The organism is Streptomyces sp. NPDC048288, from assembly GCF_043201555.1.
In the GTDB taxonomy this organism is placed as follows: Bacteria; Actinomycetota; Actinomycetes; order Streptomycetales; family Streptomycetaceae; genus Streptomyces.
On record NZ_JBICZD010000002.1, the window covers coordinates 220,514 to 239,081 of the forward strand.

Consider the following 18,568-nt stretch of genomic DNA (forward strand, 5'->3'; position numbering starts at 1 on the left):
CTTCCCCTCGCGCGCCGCATGGGCGTCTTGGGAATTCGCTGACACGCGTTGCTTTTCCGATACTCCGACAAGGTCGGCCATTTACCTTTGCTTTGCGTGGGCATGATCGTCTGGCGCGCGTTGGTCATCGCATCCGCACAACGGACGCACAAGGAGTCGTACCCATGCCCAGAACCACCCGCCGTCGCCTCATGGTCGCCACCGCCGTGATCACCGCGGCCACCGCCGCCGTCGCGGTCACCAGCGCCGCCGGTGCCTTCGACAGCGCGCAGCAGGCGAAGAACGCGATCCGGAGCGGGAAGGCGAAGAACGTCATCCTGCTGATCGGCGACGGCATGGGCGACTCGGAGATCACCCTCGCCCGTGACTACACGGTCGGCGCCAACGGCCGCCTGAACATGGACAAGTTCCCGCTCACCGGCGCGTACACCACGTACGCGGTGCACGCCGACGGCACCCCGGACTACGTCACCGACTCCGCCGCCAGCGGCACCGGCTGGGCGACCGGTGTGAAGACCGTCAACGGCCGTATCTCCAAGACGCCCGGCACCGACAAGGCCGTGAAGACGATCCTGGAGCTGGCGCAGAAGAACGGCTACGCCACCGGCAGCGTGACCACGTCCGAGCTCACCGACGCCACCCCGGCGGTGCTCGCCTCGCACGTCACCGACCGTTCCTGCCAGGGCCCCGCCGACATGGCCAAGTGCTCGACGGACACGATCGCCGCAGGCGGGCCCGGCTCGATCGCCGAGCAGTCCGTCAACCACAAGGTGGACGTCCTCATCGGCGGCGGCAAGCAGCGCTTCGACCAGACGGTCACCGACGGCAAGTACAAGGGCCTGACCGTCACCCAGCAGGCGCAGAAGCTCGGCTACCAGGTCGTCACCGACAGCGCGGGCCTGAAGAGCGTCAAGTCCGGCAAGCCGGTGCTCGGCCTGCTCGCCTCCGGCAACGTGCCGGTGGAGTGGACCGGCAAGGCGGCGGCCGTCGGCGGTACGGACCCGCAGCGGTGCGTCACCTCCAACCCGAACCGCCCGGCCACCACCCCGAGCCTCGCGGACTCCGCCACCAAGGCGATCCAGCTCCTTGAGGCCAAGCAGAAGGCCGCCCACTCCAAGCAGGGCTTCTTCCTGCAGATCGAGGGCGCCTCGATCGACAAGCAGGACCACGCGGCCGACCCGTGCGGCCAGATCGGCGAGACCGCCGCCTTCGACAAGGCCGTCAAGGTCGCCCGCGCGTACGCGGCCAAGCACCCCGACACCCTGGTCGTCACCACCGCCGACCACGGCCACACCAGCCAGATCGTGCCGCTGGAGGCCACCCCGCCCGGCCTGTCCTCCACCCTGGTCACCGACGAGGGCCAGCAGCTGAAGGTCAACTACTCGACCAACACCCCGGGCCTGTCCCAGGAGCACACCGGCACGGAGGTCCGGATCGCGGCCCAGGGCCCGCAGGCCTACCGCGTCCTCGGCGTCACCAACCAGACGGATCTGTTCACCACGATCCGCGAGGCCCTGCGCCTGCGCTGACCGGCGCACCCGGCTCGGACGGGCGGCCGCCACCGCCCGCCCGACTCGCGGGTCCCGCCTCCCGCGCGCGACCATGGGCGTACGTCGCACCCGGGCGCCCCAGAAGGAGCGGGCATGAGACGGAACCGACTGCTCACCTCGGCCGCGGCACTGACCGCGGCCGCCGCGCTGGGCCTGGCGGTGCCCCGTACCGCCGTGGCCGCCGCCGATCAGCAGGCCTGCGCGTACGTGTCCTCGTACTACCGGCCGACCCTCGGGTACGGCGCCACCGGAGCCGCGGTCAGCCAGGCCCAGTGCCTCAGCAACGCGTGGGGCGGACAGCCGCCCAAGCTCGCCCCGGACGGGGTCTACGGCACGGCCCTGCAGAAGAAGATCGAGTGGATCCAGATCTGCCACGGCCTGCCGGAGAGCGGTGTCATCGAGGGCCGCACCTGGCACGCGCTGTACCACCCGGCACTGGACTGCTACGTGCCGTACCCGACCTGACAGCCGTCCCTGCCTCCCGGCCCCGCCTCCCGTCCCTGCCTCCCGGCCTCCGCTTCCCGCCCCCTGTCCCCCGCGTTTGTCCACAGGCCGGCAACCGCTTTCCGGCCGTGCCCGTTAGGGTGTGGTTAAAGAAATCGCAAAGGACGAGCCGGACGAGACAGGGAGAGAGCCTTGGGGGCGCCACGCCTGAGCAGGACACCGTTGCCGGGAATCGGGGTCCGTTACGACCTCACGACACGGGAACAGCGCAAGCTGTCCGTGGTCGCCCACCGGGACGGCTCACGGATTCTGAGCGCCTACCACCAGGACGATCCCGACGCCTGCGCGCTGTCGATGCGGCTGTCCTCGGGGGAGACGGCGGCGCTCATCGACGCGCTGATGCCGACGCACCACAGCCCGAACCTGCTCTCCACCACCGACCTGGGGCTGGTCGCCGAGCGGATCGAGCTCACCGCCACCTCGTACTGGAACGGCCGGCTCCTGGGCGAGACCCGGATGCGGACCGAGACGGGCGTCTCCATCGTGGCCGTGCTGCGCCGCGCCGACGCGGTCCCCTCCCCCACGCCCGACTTCCGGCTCGCCGGCGGGGACACGCTCATCGTCATCGGCACCCGCGAGGGCGTCGACGCGGCCGCCGCGATACTCGGGCGGGAGTGAGCCGTCGTGCACGACTCCTCCGTGTTCCTGATCGAGTTCGGGGCGATCATCCTCGGCCTGGGCCTGCTCGGCCGGCTCGCCGGACGCCTCCAGTTCTCGCCCATACCGCTCTACCTGCTGGCCGGTCTCGCCTTCGGCAAGGGCGGGCTCTACCCGCTCGGCACCAGCGAGGAGTTCGTGGCGATCGGCGCCGAGATCGGCGTCGTCCTGCTGCTGCTCATGCTCGGCCTGGAGTACACCGCCAGCGATCTCGTCTCCAACCTCAAGACCCAGTACCCGGCGGGGCTGGTCGACGCCGCGCTCAACGCGGTGCCCGGCGCCGCCATGGCCCTCCTGCTGGGCTGGGGCCCGGTGGCGGCGGTGGTGCTGGCCGGTGTCACCTGGATCTCCTCCTCCGGCGTCATAGCCAAGGTCCTCGGCGACCTGGGACGGCTCGGCAACCGGGAGACCCCGGTGATCCTGAGCATCCTGGTCCTGGAGGACCTCTCCATGGCCGTCTACCTGCCGATCCTCACCGCCCTGCTGGCCGGCGCGGGCCTCGCGGCGGGCAGCCTCACCCTCGCCATCGCGCTCGGCGTCGCCGGGCTGGTCCTGGTGGTCGCCGTCCGCTACGGCCGGCACATCTCCCGCTTCGTCTCCAGCGACGACTCCGAGAAACTCCTCCTGGTGGTCCTCGGCCTGACCCTCCTCGTCGCGGGTATCGCGCAGAAACTCCAGGTCTCCGCCGCCGTGGGCGCGTTCCTCGTCGGCATAGCGCTCTCCGGCGAGGTGGCGGAAGGCGCCCACCACCTCCTGTCGCCCCTGCGTGACCTCTTCGCCGCCGTCTTCTTCGTCTTCTTCGGCCTGCACACCGACCCGGCGAGCATTCCGCCCGTCCTCGTGCCCGCGCTCGCCCTGGCGGTCGTCACCGCGCTGACGAAGATCGCGACCGGCTACTGGGCCGCCCAACGCGCCGGCATCTCGGCGAAGGGCCGCTGGCGGGCCGGCGGCACCCTGGTCGCCCGCGGCGAGTTCTCCATCGTGATCGCGGGCCTCGCCGTCACCGCCGGCATCGAACCCGACCTGGGCCCCCTGGCCACGGCCTACGTCCTCATCCTCGTCATCGTCGGCCCCCTCACCGCCCGCTACACCGAACCCCTGGCCCGCCGCCTCACCCGCCGCTCCGGCGCCCCGGAGCCCGTGGCGGCCGGGGTCGCGATCCCGCACCAGGCCACCGAGGCCACCGCGGAGGACCAGGACGCGGTGGGCCGGACCTGAGCGGCGAGGTGCCGCGCGTACGCCGTGACCGGCCGACCCGTCAGTTGTTCCAGGTCTCGTCGTACGGGTCGGACGGGGTCGGGATCGGTTTGGCGTCGGTGACCTTGAGGAACGGGATCGGGCCGTTGTTGACCGGGTCGCGGGTCTCGCGGGCGATGTAGGTGCCCGTCACCTGGAGCCAGGAGTCCGGCTGGAGGACCGGGGGGATCGTGCCGGTCAGGGCCACCTTCACCGGCTGGGCGTCGGCCGCGCAGCAGTTGAGGGCCATCCGGACCAGGTAGGGGGTGCCCTTGGAGTCGAGGGCCACGAAGCCGGTGATGCGGACGCTGCGGCCGTCGAAGGAGCGGCCGTGGTCGTACACCGCGCGGCCCGCGTAGTCGACCAGGTTGAGGGGGATCGGGTCGCTCTTCGGCAACTTCATGTAGCCGTACGGGTGTTGCAGGGCCGTGCCGGTGCGCATCGCGCTGTAGGAGCCGAGCGCGGGCGGCGCCACGAGGATCAGGGCGAGGAGGGGGAGCACCAGGAGCCAGGAGATACGGGGTTCGGGGTGGGCGTGGGTGTGAGTGTCGGTGTGGGCGTCCTCGGTACGGCTTGGGGTCCGGGTTCGGCCGCGGCGCCACTCGTACCACGCCGTCGCCAGCGCCGAGACGATCAGGACCACGCCCGCCGCCAGGACCAGCGGGCGCAGGCCCGCCTTGACGTAGCGCAGGTAGAGGTCGGTGCCGCCCGCGTGCAGCAGGGCCGCGCCCACCAGGAACATCACCGCCGCCTGGGCCTGCCGGTTCACAGCAGCACCGCCCCGGTCAGGACCGCGCCCGCGATCGCCGCCGCGAAGGTGGCCGGGGCGAAGCGCAGCGCGAAGCCGCGGCCGAAGGTGCCCGCCTGCATCGCGAAGAGCTTGAGGTCGATCATCGGGCCCACGATCAGGAACGCCAGCTTCGCGGTGAGCGAGAACTGGGTCAGGGAGGCCGCCACGAACGCGTCCGCCTCCGAGCAGATGGACAGCAGGACGGCCAGGATCGACAGGGCCAGGATCGCGACCACCGGGTTGCCGGCGGCCGTGCGCAGCCACTCCGCGGGGGCCACCGCCTTCAGGGTCGCCGCCGCCATCGCGCCGAGCACCAGGAAGCCGCCCGCCTGCATGGTGTCGTGCCGGACCGAGGACCAGAACGCCTCCGCCTTCGTCTCCCCCTCGTGGTGCGCGTGCGTCGGCAGCCGCAGCCAGTCGGTGCGGCCGAGCCGCTGCCACAGCCAGCCCATCGCGCACGCCACCAGCAGGCTGCCGGCGAACCGGCCCACCACCATCTCGGGGTTGCGGGGGAACGCCACCGCCGTCGCCGTCAGCACGATCGGGTTGATCGCGGGGGCGGAGAGCAGGAAGGCGATCGCCGCGGCCGGGGTGACACCCCGGCGGACCAGGGCGCCGGCCACCGGGACGGACGCGCACTCGCAGCCCGGGAGCACCACACCGGCGAGGCCCGCGACCGGTACGGCCAGGGCCGGGCGGCTGGGCAGGGCGCGGGCGAAGAAGGCCGGGGGCACGAAGACCGCGATCGCCGCGGAGAGCAGGACGCCGAGGACGAGGAAGGGCAGCGCCTGGACGACCACCGCCACGAACACCGTCATCCAGCTCTGCATCACCGGCTTGGACAGCGCGCCGCGCACCGGGCCCTGGAAGACCACGAACACGAGGAGGAGCAGGGTCAGGGCCAGGGGGGAGTTGAGATGCCAGCCCTCCTGGTCCGGGCGGTCCGGGCGGTCGCCACGGCTCGGGGGCTCGTCGTGGGGGGCCTGCCCGGGCGGGGCGGCCTTCTCGGTGATGGCCACGGGTGGGATACCTCCGGCACTTCGGTCAGATCCGGGATTATGCTCCCTCCCCCTCCCTACGGGCGGTCGGGGGCGGTTGTTCACCTCGTTGCTGGAACCATGCGTCCCGTTGAGGCAGTCTTTTCCCTCGTGGCGAGCGTTCCGTATCAGGGTGGTGGAGGCCGGGCGCCCATGGTGGTGTGCGGGGACGACGGACTCGCGCACCGGCTGGCGGCCGAGTTGCGCACGGTCTACAACGAACAGGTCACCCTTGTCGTACCGCCGAACGTGCGGACCGCACGGCCGCCGGTCGTCGGACGGGCCCGGGCCGCCTCCGCCGCGCTGCTCGACCGGGTGGTCAGCGCCACCGTCGGACGGGGCAACGGCAACGGCGGGAACGGGGCCAACGGCGGGAACGGGGGCACCGGGCCGGTCGCCGGTGAAGGGCCGCGCGGGGAGCGGGTGTTGGAGGCCGTCGAGGCCACCGAGGCCGTGCTCGCCGAGGCGGGCGTGGAGCGGGCCGCCGCGCTCGCGCTCGTCTACGACGACGACGAGACCAACATCCGGGCCGCCCTCACCGCCCGCCGGCTGAACCCGCGACTGCGGCTCGTACTGCGGCTGTACAACCGGCGGTTGGGCCAGCACATCGAGGAACTCCTGGACCAGGCCGCCACGTTGGCGATCGGGGACCCGGACGGCGGCGGGGGCGACGCCTCCACCACCGTGCTCTCCGACGCCGACACCGCCGCGCCCGCCCTCGCCGCCACCGCGCTCGCCGGGCACGGCAAGCTCATCCAGACGGACGGGCTGGTGCTGCGGGCCGTGGAGTTGCCGCCGGGGGCCGGCGCCCGGCAGGACGACGGACGGGAGCTGTTCCCGCTGGCGTTGCTCTCGCCGAACAGCACCGGGCCCGATCCCGTCGACGGCGGGATGGAGCAGGGGCCGCGGCTGCTGCCCGACGACGCGGCGGTACGGGCCGCGGGCGAGCGGGGTGTGCTGGCGCTGGAGCAGGTGTCGTCGTCGGCGGGTCCGGCTGCGCCGGGGGGCCGCGGGGTCGGGGTCGTGCCGCCGCTCGCCTCGCTGTTCTCGCGGCGGCTGCGGTGGACGCTGGCCGGGCTGGTGGCGTGCGTGGTCGCGCTCGCGGTCGCGTTGTCGGTGGTGACGGGCATTCATCCGGTACGGGCCTTCTACTACACGCTCCTCGACCTGCTCGCCATCGACGATCCCGCGCTCAGGGGCTCGCTCGGCCGGCAGCTGCTGCAGTTGCTGTCGGCGCTGGTGGGGTTGCTGCTGCTGCCGGTGCTGCTGGCGGCGGTGCTGGAGGCGCTGGGTACCTTCCGGACCGCGTCCACGCTGCGGAAGCCGCCGCGGGGGCTGGGCGGACATGTCGTGCTCCTCGGGCTGGGGAAGATCGGGACGCGGGTGCTGACGCGGCTGCGGGAGCTGCATGTCCCGGTGGTGTGCGTCGAGTCCGACCCCGAGGCGCGCGGGCTGGCGGTGGCGCGGCGGCTGCGGGTGCCGGTGGTGCTGGGCGATGTGACCCAGGAGGGGGTCCTGGAGGCCGCCAAGATCCATCGGGCGCAGGCGCTGCTCGCGGTGACCAGCGCGGACACGACGAATCTGGAGGCCGTGCTGTACGCGCGGTCCGTGCGGCCCGATCTGAAGGCGGTGCTGCGGCTGTACGACGACGACTTCGCGACCGCCGTGTACCGGACGCTGGCGGCGGCGCATCCGCAGGCGGTCACCCGGAGCCGGAGCGTGTCGTATCTGGCGGCGCCGTCCTTCGCGGGGGCGATGCTGGGGCGGCAGATCCTCGGGGCGATTCCGGTGGAGCGGAAGGTGTTGCTGGTGGCGGTGGTGGAGGTGGGCGGGCATCCGCAGTTGGAGGGGCGGACGGTTCAGGGGGCGTTTCGGGCGGGGGCCTGGCGGGTGCTGGCGCTTGAGGGCCGACAGGGGGTTGTCGCTGGGGAGTATGTGTTGCGGGGTGGGGATCGGGTGGTGGTGGCCGCCACTCGGAGGGGGCTGGCGGAGTTGTCCGGCCGGGTGCCGCCCACCCACCCACCCGACTCGCTCAGTTGAGAGGCGAGGGGTGGGGGTGGGTTGCGGTTTTGTGGGTGCGTGCGGGTGAGTGGGGGCTGAGCGCGCAGTTCCCCGCGCCCCTGACGGGGCGCTTCAGCTCCCGGCGATGAAAAGTGCGCCCAGCTCCAGCCCTACCTGCCCAGCCCAGCCCGGCCCGGACCAGCCCGGCTCCTAGACCGACGCCTCCGCCGTCGCGCCGTTCAGGTGGCGTTGCGCGAAGTCCATTTCCAGTCTGAGTTGCTTGATGCGCTCGTCGACGACGAGGGAGCCGTGGCCGGCGTCGTAGCGGTAGACCTCGTGGGGGGCGGAGCGGACGGCGAGGCGGTGGACGTAGTTGTCGATCTGGCGGATGGGGCAGCGGGGGTCGTTGAGGCCGGCGGAGATGTAGACGGGGGCCTTGACGTCGTCGACGTAGGTGAGGGGCGAGGAGGCGGCGAAGCGGTCGGGGACCTCTTCCGGGGTGCCGCCCAGCAGGGTGCGGTCCATCGCCTTCAGTGACTCCATCTCGTCGTGGTACGCGGTGACGTAGTCCGCGACCGGGACGACGGCGATGCCCACCGCCCAGGAGCCGGGCTGGGTGCCGAGGCCCAGCAGGGTCAGGTAGCCGCCCCAGGAGCCGCCGGTGAGGACCAGCCGGTCGGGGTCGGCGAGGCCGGACTCCACCGCCCAGTCCCGTACCGCCGCCACGTCCTCCAGCTCGATCAGGCCCACCCGGTGCTTCAGCGCGTCCGTCCAGGCGCGGCCGTAGCCCGTGGAACCCCGGTAGTTGATGCGGACCACCGCGTAGCCGTGGTCGACCCAGGCCGCCGGGCCCGCCGCGAAGCCGTCGCTGTCGTGCCAGGTCGGGCCGCCGTGCAGGTCGAAGACGGTGGGGAGGGGGCCGGTGGCGCCCACCGGCTTCTGGATCAGGGCGTGGATGGCGCCGCCGGGGCCCTCCACCCACGCGTCCTCGACCGGGACCGACGGGGGGCACTTCATGCCGGGCGGGTCCAGGACGATCTCACCCGTCGTGGAGCGCACCACCGGCGGCTCGGCGGCGGAGGACCACAGGTACTCGACGGTGCCGTCGGGGCGGGCCGTGGCGCCGGAGACCGAGCCCGGCGGGGTCGGGATGCGGGTCAGCGCGCGCGTCGCCAGTTCGTAGCGGAACAGTTCGCTGCGGGCCTTGTGGCTGTGGGCGACGAGCAGGGCGCTGCCGTCCGGGTACCACTCCGCGCTCACGTCGCCCGGCAGGTCCAGGGTCAGGTCGGTCTGCTCGCCGGTCGCGACGTCCCAGACCAGCGGCTCCCAACGGCCGCGCCGCTGATGGCCGATGAGCAGCCTGGGGTCGCCCTCGACCGGGGCGAAGCCGAGCACCTCCAGGCCGAGTTCCTCGGTGCCGCCCTCCGTGTCGTCCAGCTCCGCGACCGTCGTGCCGTCCGGGCGGACCACGCGCAGCGCCGAGTGCATCGCGTCGCCGTGCTCGGTGTGCTCGATCGCGATCAGCGAACCGTCGTGGGAGAGGTCGCCGACCCCCGCCGACTCGTGGTGGCGGTAGATCTCCAGGGGCTCCGGCCCCGCTCCGACCAGGTAGATCGACGTGCCCTCGTCGTCCGTCGAGCGGCCCACGACCGCCGTGCGGCCGTCCCGGCCCAGGGCCAGACCGGAGGGGTAGGACGGCTCCAGGCCCGGCGCCGCCGGCTCGTCCGGGCCGCCCTCGAAGGGCTGCCTGCGCCAGACACCGAACTCGTCACCGTCCTTGTCGTCGAACCACCAGATCCACGCGCCGTCCGGGGAGAGCAGCCCGTCCGTCGTGCCGTTCGGCCGGTTCGTCGCCTGGCGCTGCTCCCCGCCGGCGCGGTCCCAGGCGTACAGCTCGTACGTCCCCGTCGCGTTCGACACGAACAGGGAACGGTCGGGGGCGTCCTCCGCCCAGTCCGGCAGGGAGACCCGAGGTGCGCGGAAGCGCTTCTCCCAGTCCGGCATGTCGCTCTCACTCATGGCCGCAGTCATGGCCCCATAGTGCCTGTCCGCGCGCCCAATGTGCCGAGGAGCGTCCGCAGCCTGTGGATAACTTTGCGTGCGATGAGCCGCCCGGCGCCCACCCCGCGCGGAATCGCCCCCTCGTCGCCCCGTACCGTGGACGGTGTGTACCGCTTTCTGCTGACACCCCGCTGGTGGGGCATCAACGTTTTCGTGCTGCTCGCCATCCCGTTCTGCATCTTCATGGGGTCGTGGCAGCTGAGCCGCTTCGAAGCGCGGGTGGAGGCCCATCGCAGCGCCGACGAGCAGGTCGAGACGGCCCGGACGGAGGCGGCCCGGCCGCTGGCCGACCTGCTCCCCGTCGACCAGTCGACCTCCGGCAAGCGGGCCACCGTGAGCGGCCGGTACGCCAAGCAGCTGCTGGTGCCCGACCGTCAGCTCGACGGCAAGGACGGTTTCTACGTCCTGACCCTGCTGCGCACCGACTCCGGCCAGGCCCTGCCCGTCGTGCGCGGCTGGCTGCCCGGCAAGGCCGACGCCGCCGAGGCGCCCGCCCCGCCGACCGGCGAGGTCACCGTCACCGGCGCGCTGCAGGCCTCCGAGACGCCCGGGGACAACGGCATCAGCAACCAGGGCGGGCTGCCGTCGGGGCAGACGGCGGCGATCAGCTCGGCCTCGCTGGTGAACCTGGTGCCGTACAAGGTGTACGACGCCTGGATCACCCTCGACAAGGCCGACTCGGGGATGACGGCCGTGCCGGCGACCGCGCCGGACAACTCGGGGCTCGATCTGAAGGCGTTCCAGAACCTCGGCTACACGGGTGAGTGGTTCGTGTTCGCGGGGTTCGTGGTGTTCATGTGGTTCCGGCTGCTGCGCCGCGAGGTGGAGTTCGCACGCGACGCGGCGCTGGGGATCCTGCCGGAGGAAGAGCCCGTCGGAATCAGTGCCTGAACCGAAGGCCTGAACCGAAGGCCTGAACCGAAGGCCTGAACCGAAGGCCGGATCAGGTTCCGAGCCGACGAAGGTCTGATCAGGTTCCGAGCCGGGGCCCGGGCCGTTGCCCGGGCCCGGGTGTCACGCCTGTGCCGCCAGCACCCCGGTCCAGTAGACCGTTCCGGCGCAGGCGTTCGGCACTGTCGCGGAGCCGGTCGGGGACCCGGCTTCGGGGGTGTACGAGACCGCGATGCTGCCGTCGGCCGTGCCGTCCTCGGTGAGCAGCTGGGTGGTGGTGCCGTCCGTCCCGGAGGTGGTCGTACCGGTGCTGCTGCCGGTGTCTCCGGAGGGGCTCGGGGAGGCTGTCGTACCACCGGTGTCGGTGGAGCCGGTGGAGCCGCTGCTGGTGCCGGTGGTCGGGCAGGTCTCCAGGGGGACGAAGCCGAACTTCTCCTCGTAGGCGGCGCCGGGCGCCAGGACCAGGCCGGTGAGTTCGGTGGACGGGTCGGGCAGTCCGGCCGCCGCGTCGCCCGAGGCGTGCCGGGCGGCGTAGATCTTGGTGCTGTCGGCCGCGCCCTGGGCGAGCAGGGCCACACTGCCGGGGCCGCCGACGGTACAGCTGGTGGTCGAGACGTTCAGGACCCGGAAGGTGCCGTAGACCACGCCCGTGGAGTCGGGGGCGGCGACGGTGGAGGTCGGGGTGGAGAGCTGGGCGGAGGTGCAGACCGGGGCGCTGCTGGCGGCGCTGGCCGTGGGGACGACCTTGGTGCCGCCGGCGGTCCCGGTGCTCTCGCTCTTGCCGGGGTCCTTGGTGCCGCCCGGGCTCTGGTCGGCGGCCTGGCCGCTGGAGCCGCCCGCGGTGCTGGCGCCGCCGTCGGGGTTCTTGCCGCCGGTGGCGCCGCCCTGGGCCTGGGAGGCCTGGCCGGCAATGGTGGTGTTGGGGTCGGTGCCGCCGGAGTTGGAGACGTGCACCAGGGCGGGGATCGCGGTGCCGATGAACAGGGCGGCGGCGGCCATGCCGACGGCGGCCTGGCGCTTGCGGGCGCGGCGGGCGGGTACCGCGCGGCGCAGGTGGTCGAGGGCGCCGTCGCGCGGTGCGAGGTCGTCGACCGCGGTGTGCAGCAGCCGGCGCAGGGCCAGCTCGTCCCGGTCGAGCCCGCCGGGGGTGTCCGGGGTGTCGGGGCCGTCGGCGGCGGGCCCGAAGCCGGGGCCGAGCCCGCTCCGGGTCCCCTCAGGACCCTGTCCGAGGCCCTCCGGGCCCTTCTCGTCGGGGCCGTGGTTCACAGTTCCGTTCCCAGCGTGCGATTGCGTGTGCTCTTGCTCGTGGTCTCGCGTCGGCTCGCGCCGGCCGACGGGTCTGTCGCCAGGCCCGCCGTCCCGCGCCGGCTCCCCCGAACCGTGCGACTCGTCCGAACCGGATGGCTCGTCCGAACCGGATGGCTCGTCCGAACCGGGTGACTCGTCCGAACCGGGTGATCCGTGGCCGGCGACACCGTGTGGCCCGCGCTCGGCGCGTGCCGCGCCGTCCTGCGTCGGCTCGTGCCAAGCGTAGGGCTCGTGGCGATCATGCGAGTCGCCTCCCTCGGGGCTGTCCGTCATGCCGACGCCTCCATGGCGACCCGCAGGGCCGCGATGCCGCGCGAGCCGTACGCCTTCACCGAGCCCAGCGAGATGCCGAGCGTCTCGGCGACCTGGGCCTCGGTCATGTCGGCGAAGTAGCGCAGCACGAGGACCTCGCGCTGGCGGCGCTGCAGCCCCTTCATCGCCTTGATCAGGTCGCGCCGCTCCAGCTGGTCGTAGGCGCCCTCCTCGGCGCTCGCCATGTCGGGCATCGGCTTGGAGAGGAGCTTGAGGCCGAGGATGCGGCGGCGCAGCGCGGAGCGGGAGAGGTTGACGACCGTCTGGCGCAGGTAGGCCAGGGTCTTCTCCGGGTCGCGGACGCGTTTGCGGGCGGAGTGGACGCGGATGAACGCCTCCTGGACGACGTCCTCGCAGGAGGCCGTGTCGTCGAGGAGGAGGGCGGCGAGGCCGAGGAGGGAGCGGTAGTGCGCCCGGTAGGTCTCGGTGAGGTGGTCGACGGTGGTACCGGCCGCCGCCGTCGTCTCCTCGGCGCCGTCGCGCTGGCTGGGTATGCGGGTGGGCCGCGCTGCGGGCATGGGCGCGATCACCGGCATGCCGCCGGACGCGCCGGGCCTGCGGGGACGCAGGCCGGCGAGGGGCGGCCGCAGGGCCGTCGCGCCGTGGGGCGCACTGAGTTCGAGTACCTCTGCCACGCAAGTTGGACACGCCTACCCCCGTCGGGGTTGTACGTGCCGGGCATCACTTTTGCGACAGCTGTGCCGGACAGGTTCGCGCCGGGTACGCCGGGATGGCCGGCCGGCCCGGTCGTCACCGTTCTCCGCGCGTCCGGCAGCGCACCCGACGGTGCCTCGAATGCCGTCATGCGTCCCGCTCTTCCCCTATGTTCCATTATGAACGGGCGTCCCCACGCCCCGATCACGGCGTCCCCACGCCAGGATCATGCGTCCTCACGACCCGAGAACCCGGAGGCCCGAGGGCCGGCCGCGTAAGCGCCCCGTAAGAGGGCGATCGCAAAGACGCTCCCCGCCGTCCGCGTGGTTGCGGAGGACGGGGAGGAAAATCTTCGAACGGCAGGGGGTCGGTGTTCAAGAGGTCCGGACCATGCTCCCGGCCACATTTCTTACGCAGGTCCTACGTGTGGGCCCGCTCCCATGAACACCGTTTCCCGTGGTCACCGACTGTTCACGCAAACTCCGCCATACCTGAACGGCCAGTCAGTTCGGCGGCCACCAGCTCGGCGATCTGCGCGGTGTTGAGAGCTGCGCCTTTGCGAAGATTGTCCCCGCACACGAAGAGTTCGAGCGCGGTCGGGTCGTCGAGGGCCCGCCGGACCCGCCCGACCCAGGTCGGATCGGTGCCGACCACGTCGGCGGGGGTCGGGAACTCCCCGGCGGCCGGGTTGTCGAAGAGGACCACGCCCGGGGCCGTGTCGAGGATCTCCCGGGCCTTGTCGACCGTGACCTCGCCCTGGAACCTGGCATGGACCGTCAGCGAGTGCGTGGTGACCACCGGGACCCGGACGCAGGTCACCGCGACCGGCAGCTTCGGCAGCCCGAGGATCTTGCGGGACTCGTCCCGCACCTTCATCTCCTCCGAGGACCACCCGTCCTCGCGCAGCGACCCGGCCCACGGTACGACGTTCAGCGCGACCGGCTCCGGGAACGGCCCGGTCAGGTCCCCGACCGCCCGCCGTACGTCACCGGGCTTGGTGCCCAGCTCCGTACCGGCGACCATGGACAGCTGGGCCCGCAGTGTCTCCACCCCGGCCCGCCCGGCGCCGCTCACCGCCTGGTACGACGACACCACCAGCTCGCGCAGCCCGAACTCGGCGTGCAGCGCGCCCAGGGCGACGATCATCGACAGGGTGGTGCAGTTGGGGTTGGCGATGATCCCGCGCCGCCGGGTGCGGGCGCAGTGCGGGTTGACCTCGGGGACGACGAGCGGCACCTCGGGGTCCATCCGGAAGGCCCCGGAGTTGTCCACCACGACCACACCGCGCGCGGCGGCGACCGGCGCCCAGCGCGCGGACACCTCGTCGGGCACGTCGAACATCGCGACGTCGATGCCGTCGAAGGCCTCCTCCGACAGCGCGACGACCTCGATCTCCTCCCCGCGCACGGTCAGCTTGCGGCCGGCCGAGCGCGCGGAGGCGATCAGGCGGATCTCGCCCCAGACGTCCGCCCGCTGGGACAGGATCTGGAGCATCACCGTGCCGACCGCCCCGGTCGCACCCACGACCGCGAGCGCCGGCTTGCCGGTCATCGGCCGGTGCCTCCGTAGACGACGGCCTCGTCGGAGTCGGAGTCCAGCCCGAAGGCGGAGTGCACGGCGCGCACGGCCTCCGGCACGTCGTCGGCGCGGGTGACGACCGAGATACGGATCTCGGAGGTCGAGATCAGCTCGATGTTCACGCCGGCGTCGGACAGCGCCTCGAAGAACGAGGCGGTGACCCCCGGGTTGGTCTTCATCCCGGCGCCGACCAGCGAGATCTTGCCGATCTGGTCGTCGTAGCGCAGCGAGTCGAAGCCGATGCCCGACCGGTTGCGCTCCAGCGCGTCGATGGCCTTGCGGCCCTCGGTCTTCGGGAGCGTGAAGGAGATGTCCGTCAGGCCGGTGGCCGCGGCGGACACGTTCTGCACGACCATGTCGATGTTGATCGCGGCGTCGGCGATGGTCCGGAAGATGGCGGCGGCCTCGCCCGGCTTGTCGGGCACACCGACGACCGTGATCTTGGCCTCGGAGGTGTCGTGCGCGACACCGGAGATGATGGCCTGTTCCACCTTCTTGTCCCCAATCGGCTTGCTGCTGACCCACGTGCCCTGCAGTCCGCTGAAGCTGGACCGGACGTGGATCGGGATGTTGTAACGGCGGGCGTACTCCACACAGCGGTGGAGCAGCACCTTGGAACCGGAGGCGGCGAGCTCCAGCATGTCCTCGAAGGAGATCCAGTCGATCTTCCGCGCCTTCTTCACCACGCGCGGGTCGGCGGTGAACACACCGTCGACGTCGGTGTAGATCTCGCAGACCTCGGCGTCGAGGGCCGCGGCGAGCGCCACGGCGGTCGTGTCGGACCCGCCGCGCCCCAGCGTGGTGATGTCCTTCTTGTCCGCGCTGACGCCCTGGAACCCCGCCACGATGGCGATGTTGCCCTCGTCCAGCGCCGTCCGGATCCGCCCCGGTGTGACGTCGATGATCCGGGCTTTGTTGTGGACCGAGTCGGTGATGACGCCTGCCTGGCTGCCGGTGAACGACTGGGCCTCGTGGCCCAGGTTTTTGATCGCCATGGCCAGCAGGGCCATGGAGATACGCTCTCCGGCGGTCAGCAGCATGTCGAACTCACGCCCGGCAGGCATCGGGGATACCTGCTCGGCGAGATCGATCAGCTCGTCCGTCGTGTCGCCCATCGCGGAAACGACGACAACCACCTGGTTGCCGTTCTTCTTCGCTTCCACGATCCGCTTGGCGACGCGCTTGATGCCCTCGGCATCGGCAACGGAGGAGCCTCCGTACTTCTGCACGACAAGGCCCACGTGCGCTCCTCGCTCGGTTCGTTTGTGTCGGCTCAGTTTAACGAGCGTCCGAATTCCCCCAGCGTGCTCCCGCATGGTGAGACATCGGCCGCGTCCCGAACCTGCCCAGGGAACGCCGGGCCACGCGGAAAGTGCCCTGGCTCACAGTGGCGGCTCCGAGCCGGGGCGACTGTGAATTAAGTTTCAAGAATTAAGGTACGGGGCGTGCGCGTACTTCTGGTGGAAGACGACGAGCCGGTGGCGGAATCCCTCCGGCGCGGCCTGAAGCGGTACGGCTTCGAGGTCGAGTGGGTCACCACGGGCGCCGCCGCGCTCGCCCACCCCGGCCCCTACGACGTCGTACTCCTCGATCTCGGCCTGCCCGACGGCGACGGCCTCGACATCTGCAAGGCGCTGCGGCAGCGCGGCGATGTGCCGATCATCGTGATCAGCGCGCGCAGCGACGAGACGGACCGGGTGGTCGGTCTGGAGCTGGGCGCGGACGACTACGTCTCCAAGCCGTTCGGGGTGCGCGAGGTGATCGCCCGGATAAGGGCGGTGCTGCGCCGCACCCGGCCGCCCGGCGGGGCGGACGGCGGCCCGGACCGCTACGGCGCCCGGCTCACCGTCGACCGCAAGGCGGCCCGGGTCCACCTGGACGGCGCGGAGGTGGCCCTGGCCCCCAAGGAGTACGACCTGCTGGCCTTCCTCACCGAGGAGCCGGGCGCGCTGATGTCGCGCGAGCAGATCATGGAGGCCGTCTGGGACGCGAACTGGTTCGGCCCGACCAAGACCCTGGACGTGCATGTGGCGGCCCTGCGCCGCAAGCTGGCCGGGGCGATCACCATCGAGGCCGTCCGGGGTGTCGGCTTCCGCCTGGAGGTAGCCGGGGACACCCCGTGAACCGCCAGCTCATCCGCAGCTACATCCTGCTGGTCGCCGTCGCGATCCTGCTGTTCACCGTCCCGGTCGCCTTCACCCTCACCAAGCAGTTGCGCGACGACACGGAACTCTCCGTCCTGCGCGAGGCCAAGACCATGGCGCTGCTGCTGGGCGGGGACGACACCATCTCCTGCGAGGCGCTGACCGAGGTGGCGAGGGCGTACGACCGTGAGTCCCCCGGCACGGTCCAGGTGTCCCCCGGCGGCAGCTGCGCCCCGGACCTGCCGAGGCCCGCCGCCGACCGGGCGCTGACCCGTGCGGTGAGCGGCAACACGCCGACCACCGACTGGGGTTCGGACTTCATCTGGGGCAGGCACCTGACGGTCACCGTCCCCGCCCGGGGCGACGCGGCCGTACGGATCGTCTACTCGACGTCCGACATGACGACCCGGCTCTGGCAGATCTGGGGCTTCCGGGCCGGCCTGGCGGTGCTCGTGCTGGGCGCGGCCGCGGCGATCGGCGCGGTGGCCGCCCGCCGGATCACCCGTCCGCTGCGCGAACTCAACTCCATGGCGAGCAAGTTCAGCGACGGCGACCTCACCGCCCGCTCCCCCGTGACCGGCCCGGCGGAGACCCGGACCCTCGCCCACACCCTCAACCAGGGCGCGGAACGCCTGGACACCCTGGTCGCCTCGCAGCGCATCTTCGTGGCCGACGCCTCCCACCAACTGCGCACCCCGCTCACCGCGTTGCGCCTGTCCCTGGACAACATCGCGGACGGGGTCGACGACGAGTTCGTCCGCGAGGACGTGGAGCAGGCGACGGCGGAGGTGGTCCGGATGAGCCGCCTGGTGAACGGGCTGCTGGTGCTGGCGCGGGCGGAGGCGAAGGTGACGGCGCCCGAGCCGCTGCAGCTGCTGGACATCGTCGAGGAGCGCCTCGCCGTGTGGAGACCGGCCGCCGACGAGCGCGGAGTCCACATCGCGCTCAGGGGGAGTGCCGACGGCCGGCCGACCGTGCTGGCCAGCCCCGGTCATCTGGACCAGGTGCTGGACAACGTGCTCTCGAACGCCCTGGAGGTGTCACCGGACGGCGGCACGATCACCGTCCGGGCCGACACCGGCCCGGACGAGGTGACGCTCTCCGTCCTCGACGAGGGCCCGGGCATGACGGACGCGGAGAAGTCCCGCGCCTTCGACCGCTTCTGGCGCGGCCAGGGCCTGACCGGCCGCTCCGGCTCGGGCCTCGGCCTGTCCGTCGTACGGCAGTTGCTGACGGACGACGGCGGCACGGTGACCCTGCGGGACGCGCCCGGCGGCGGACTGTGGGTGCTGATCACCCTTCGGGCATCGCCGAGGAGTGGTGGTTGACGATCAGCCACTTCCCGCCGCGCTTCTCGTACTCGTAGGTGTAGCGGGCCTCGACCACCCGCTGGGCACCGGTCTTCGGGTCGGTGAGCGTGAACGCGTAGATCCCGGTGTCGATGGCCGAGTTGCGGTCGAGCACGTTGATGATGGTCCGCTTCTTCTCGCCCACCGGCTTGTTCTGCAGGAAGTGCTCGAAGTAGTCGACGATCTCGGCGTGGTCGGTGCGGATCTTGTTGCTGACGGTCGGCAGCAGCACCGCGTCCTTGGCGTACAGGTCGGCGACCTTCTCCGGGTCGCCCGTCTGCAGGGCCTTGTTCCACCGGTCGAAGAGTCCGGCGATCTGCTTCTTGCTGGGCTGCTGGGCGGTGTGGGAGCCACCGGCCTGGCTGACCCCCGCGCTCACCGTGGCGGCGGTGACGAGGGCGGTGGCGGTGACGACGAGGGCGGCGCGTATACGGGTCTTACGGGTCGTGTGGGTCATGACCCCAGACTCTCTTTCCGCTGGTTAGCGCCCGTGCAA

At 72.0% G+C, this 18,568-nt stretch carries 16 protein-coding genes; 8 read left to right on the forward strand and 8 right to left on the reverse strand.

Translation table 11 applies throughout. The features are described from left to right. Positions 1-164: 164 nt before the first annotated feature. From ACGFZS_RS07315 to ACGFZS_RS07330, 4 genes are all read left to right on the forward strand, one after another. Positions 165-1,529 (forward strand): alkaline phosphatase, encoded by a 1,365-nt coding sequence (locus ACGFZS_RS07315; RefSeq protein ID WP_393794266.1) that lies wholly within the window; start codon positions 165-167, stop codon positions 1,527-1,529. A 114-nt stretch (positions 1,530-1,643) separates the two neighbouring features. Continuing rightward, positions 1,644-2,015 carry a peptidoglycan-binding protein gene (locus ACGFZS_RS07320; RefSeq protein WP_393794267.1) on the forward strand — a complete coding sequence of 124 codons (372 nt, stop codon included), beginning with the start codon at positions 1,644-1,646 and terminating at the stop codon, positions 2,013-2,015. Positions 2,016-2,216: 201 nt separating this feature from the next. After that, complete coding sequence (locus tag ACGFZS_RS07325) at positions 2,217-2,672, forward strand: cation:proton antiporter regulatory subunit (protein ID WP_393794268.1); 456 nt, start codon at positions 2,217-2,219, stop codon at positions 2,670-2,672. 6 nt (positions 2,673-2,678) lie between these two features. Then, entirely contained in the window at positions 2,679-3,929 is a 1,251-nt protein-coding gene (locus ACGFZS_RS07330) for a cation:proton antiporter (RefSeq protein WP_393794269.1), read from the forward strand. A 40-nt stretch (positions 3,930-3,969) separates the two neighbouring features. On the opposite strand, the gene ACGFZS_RS07335 is transcribed toward ACGFZS_RS07330, so the two are convergent. Both ACGFZS_RS07335 and ACGFZS_RS07340 read right to left on the reverse strand, forming a co-directional pair. Continuing rightward, positions 3,970-4,716: a TIGR03943 family putative permease subunit gene (locus ACGFZS_RS07335; protein WP_393794270.1), complete on the reverse strand. Its 747-nt coding sequence runs from the start codon at positions 4,714-4,716 to the stop codon at positions 3,970-3,972. Continuing rightward, positions 4,713-5,756, reverse strand: a complete 1,044-nt coding sequence (locus tag ACGFZS_RS07340; protein ID WP_393660125.1) for a permease — start codon at positions 5,754-5,756, stop codon at positions 4,713-4,715. The genes ACGFZS_RS07335 and ACGFZS_RS07340 overlap by 4 nt, the downstream gene beginning before the upstream one ends. Before the next feature lie 171 nt (positions 5,757-5,927). Between ACGFZS_RS07340 and ACGFZS_RS07345 the strand changes: the two genes are divergently transcribed. Continuing rightward, positions 5,928-7,814 carry an NAD-binding protein gene (locus tag ACGFZS_RS07345; RefSeq protein ID WP_393794271.1) on the forward strand — a complete coding sequence of 629 codons (1,887 nt, stop codon included), beginning with the start codon at positions 5,928-5,930 and terminating at the stop codon, positions 7,812-7,814. Between the two features lie 171 nt (positions 7,815-7,985). Here the strand turns inward: ACGFZS_RS07345 and ACGFZS_RS07350 are convergent, their stop codons facing one another. Next, complete coding sequence (locus tag ACGFZS_RS07350; RefSeq protein WP_393794272.1) at positions 7,986-9,806, reverse strand: S9 family peptidase; 1,821 nt, start codon at positions 9,804-9,806, stop codon at positions 7,986-7,988. A 135-nt stretch (positions 9,807-9,941) separates the two neighbouring features. On the opposite strand from ACGFZS_RS07350, the gene ACGFZS_RS07355 reads away from it, so the two are divergent. Further along, the gene (locus tag ACGFZS_RS07355; RefSeq protein WP_393794273.1) at positions 9,942-10,727 is read left to right on the forward strand and encodes an SURF1 family protein; all 786 of its coding nucleotides are present in this window, start codon (positions 9,942-9,944) and stop codon (positions 10,725-10,727) included. 123 nt (positions 10,728-10,850) lie between these two features. On the opposite strand, the gene ACGFZS_RS07360 is transcribed toward ACGFZS_RS07355, so the two are convergent. The 4 genes from ACGFZS_RS07360 to ACGFZS_RS07375 form a co-directional block, all read right to left on the reverse strand. Further along, positions 10,851-11,993, reverse strand: a complete 1,143-nt coding sequence (locus ACGFZS_RS07360; protein WP_393794274.1) for a hypothetical protein — start codon at positions 11,991-11,993, stop codon at positions 10,851-10,853. 311 nt (positions 11,994-12,304) lie between these two features. Next, positions 12,305-12,982 carry a SigE family RNA polymerase sigma factor gene (locus tag ACGFZS_RS07365; protein WP_393794275.1) on the reverse strand — a complete coding sequence of 226 codons (678 nt, stop codon included), beginning with the start codon at positions 12,980-12,982 and terminating at the stop codon, positions 12,305-12,307. Positions 12,983-13,472: 490 nt separating this feature from the next. Next, positions 13,473-14,552 (reverse strand): aspartate-semialdehyde dehydrogenase, encoded by a 1,080-nt coding sequence (locus ACGFZS_RS07370; protein WP_393794276.1) that lies wholly within the window; start codon positions 14,550-14,552, stop codon positions 13,473-13,475. After that, entirely contained in the window at positions 14,549-15,820 is a 1,272-nt protein-coding gene (locus ACGFZS_RS07375; RefSeq protein WP_393794277.1) for an aspartate kinase, read from the reverse strand. Before ACGFZS_RS07375 ends, ACGFZS_RS07370 begins: the two co-directional genes overlap by 4 nt. A 204-nt stretch (positions 15,821-16,024) precedes the next feature. Here ACGFZS_RS07375 and ACGFZS_RS07380 point away from each other — a divergent pair, with 204 nt between their 5' ends. Together ACGFZS_RS07380 and ACGFZS_RS07385 are read left to right on the forward strand one after the other, a co-directional pair. Beyond that, the gene (locus tag ACGFZS_RS07380; RefSeq protein WP_393660133.1) at positions 16,025-16,702 is read left to right on the forward strand and encodes a response regulator transcription factor; all 678 of its coding nucleotides are present in this window, start codon (positions 16,025-16,027) and stop codon (positions 16,700-16,702) included. Next, a complete protein-coding gene (locus ACGFZS_RS07385) occupies positions 16,699-18,051 on the forward strand; it encodes a sensor histidine kinase (RefSeq protein ID WP_393794278.1) in 1,353 nt (450 codons plus the stop codon). The genes ACGFZS_RS07380 and ACGFZS_RS07385 overlap by 4 nt, the downstream gene beginning before the upstream one ends. On the opposite strand, the gene ACGFZS_RS07390 is transcribed toward ACGFZS_RS07385, so the two are convergent. Next, positions 18,017-18,529 (reverse strand): SgcJ/EcaC family oxidoreductase, encoded by a 513-nt coding sequence (locus tag ACGFZS_RS07390; protein ID WP_393794279.1) that lies wholly within the window; start codon positions 18,527-18,529, stop codon positions 18,017-18,019. The genes ACGFZS_RS07385 and ACGFZS_RS07390 overlap by 35 nt on opposite strands. Between the last annotated feature and the right edge of the window lie 39 nt (positions 18,530-18,568).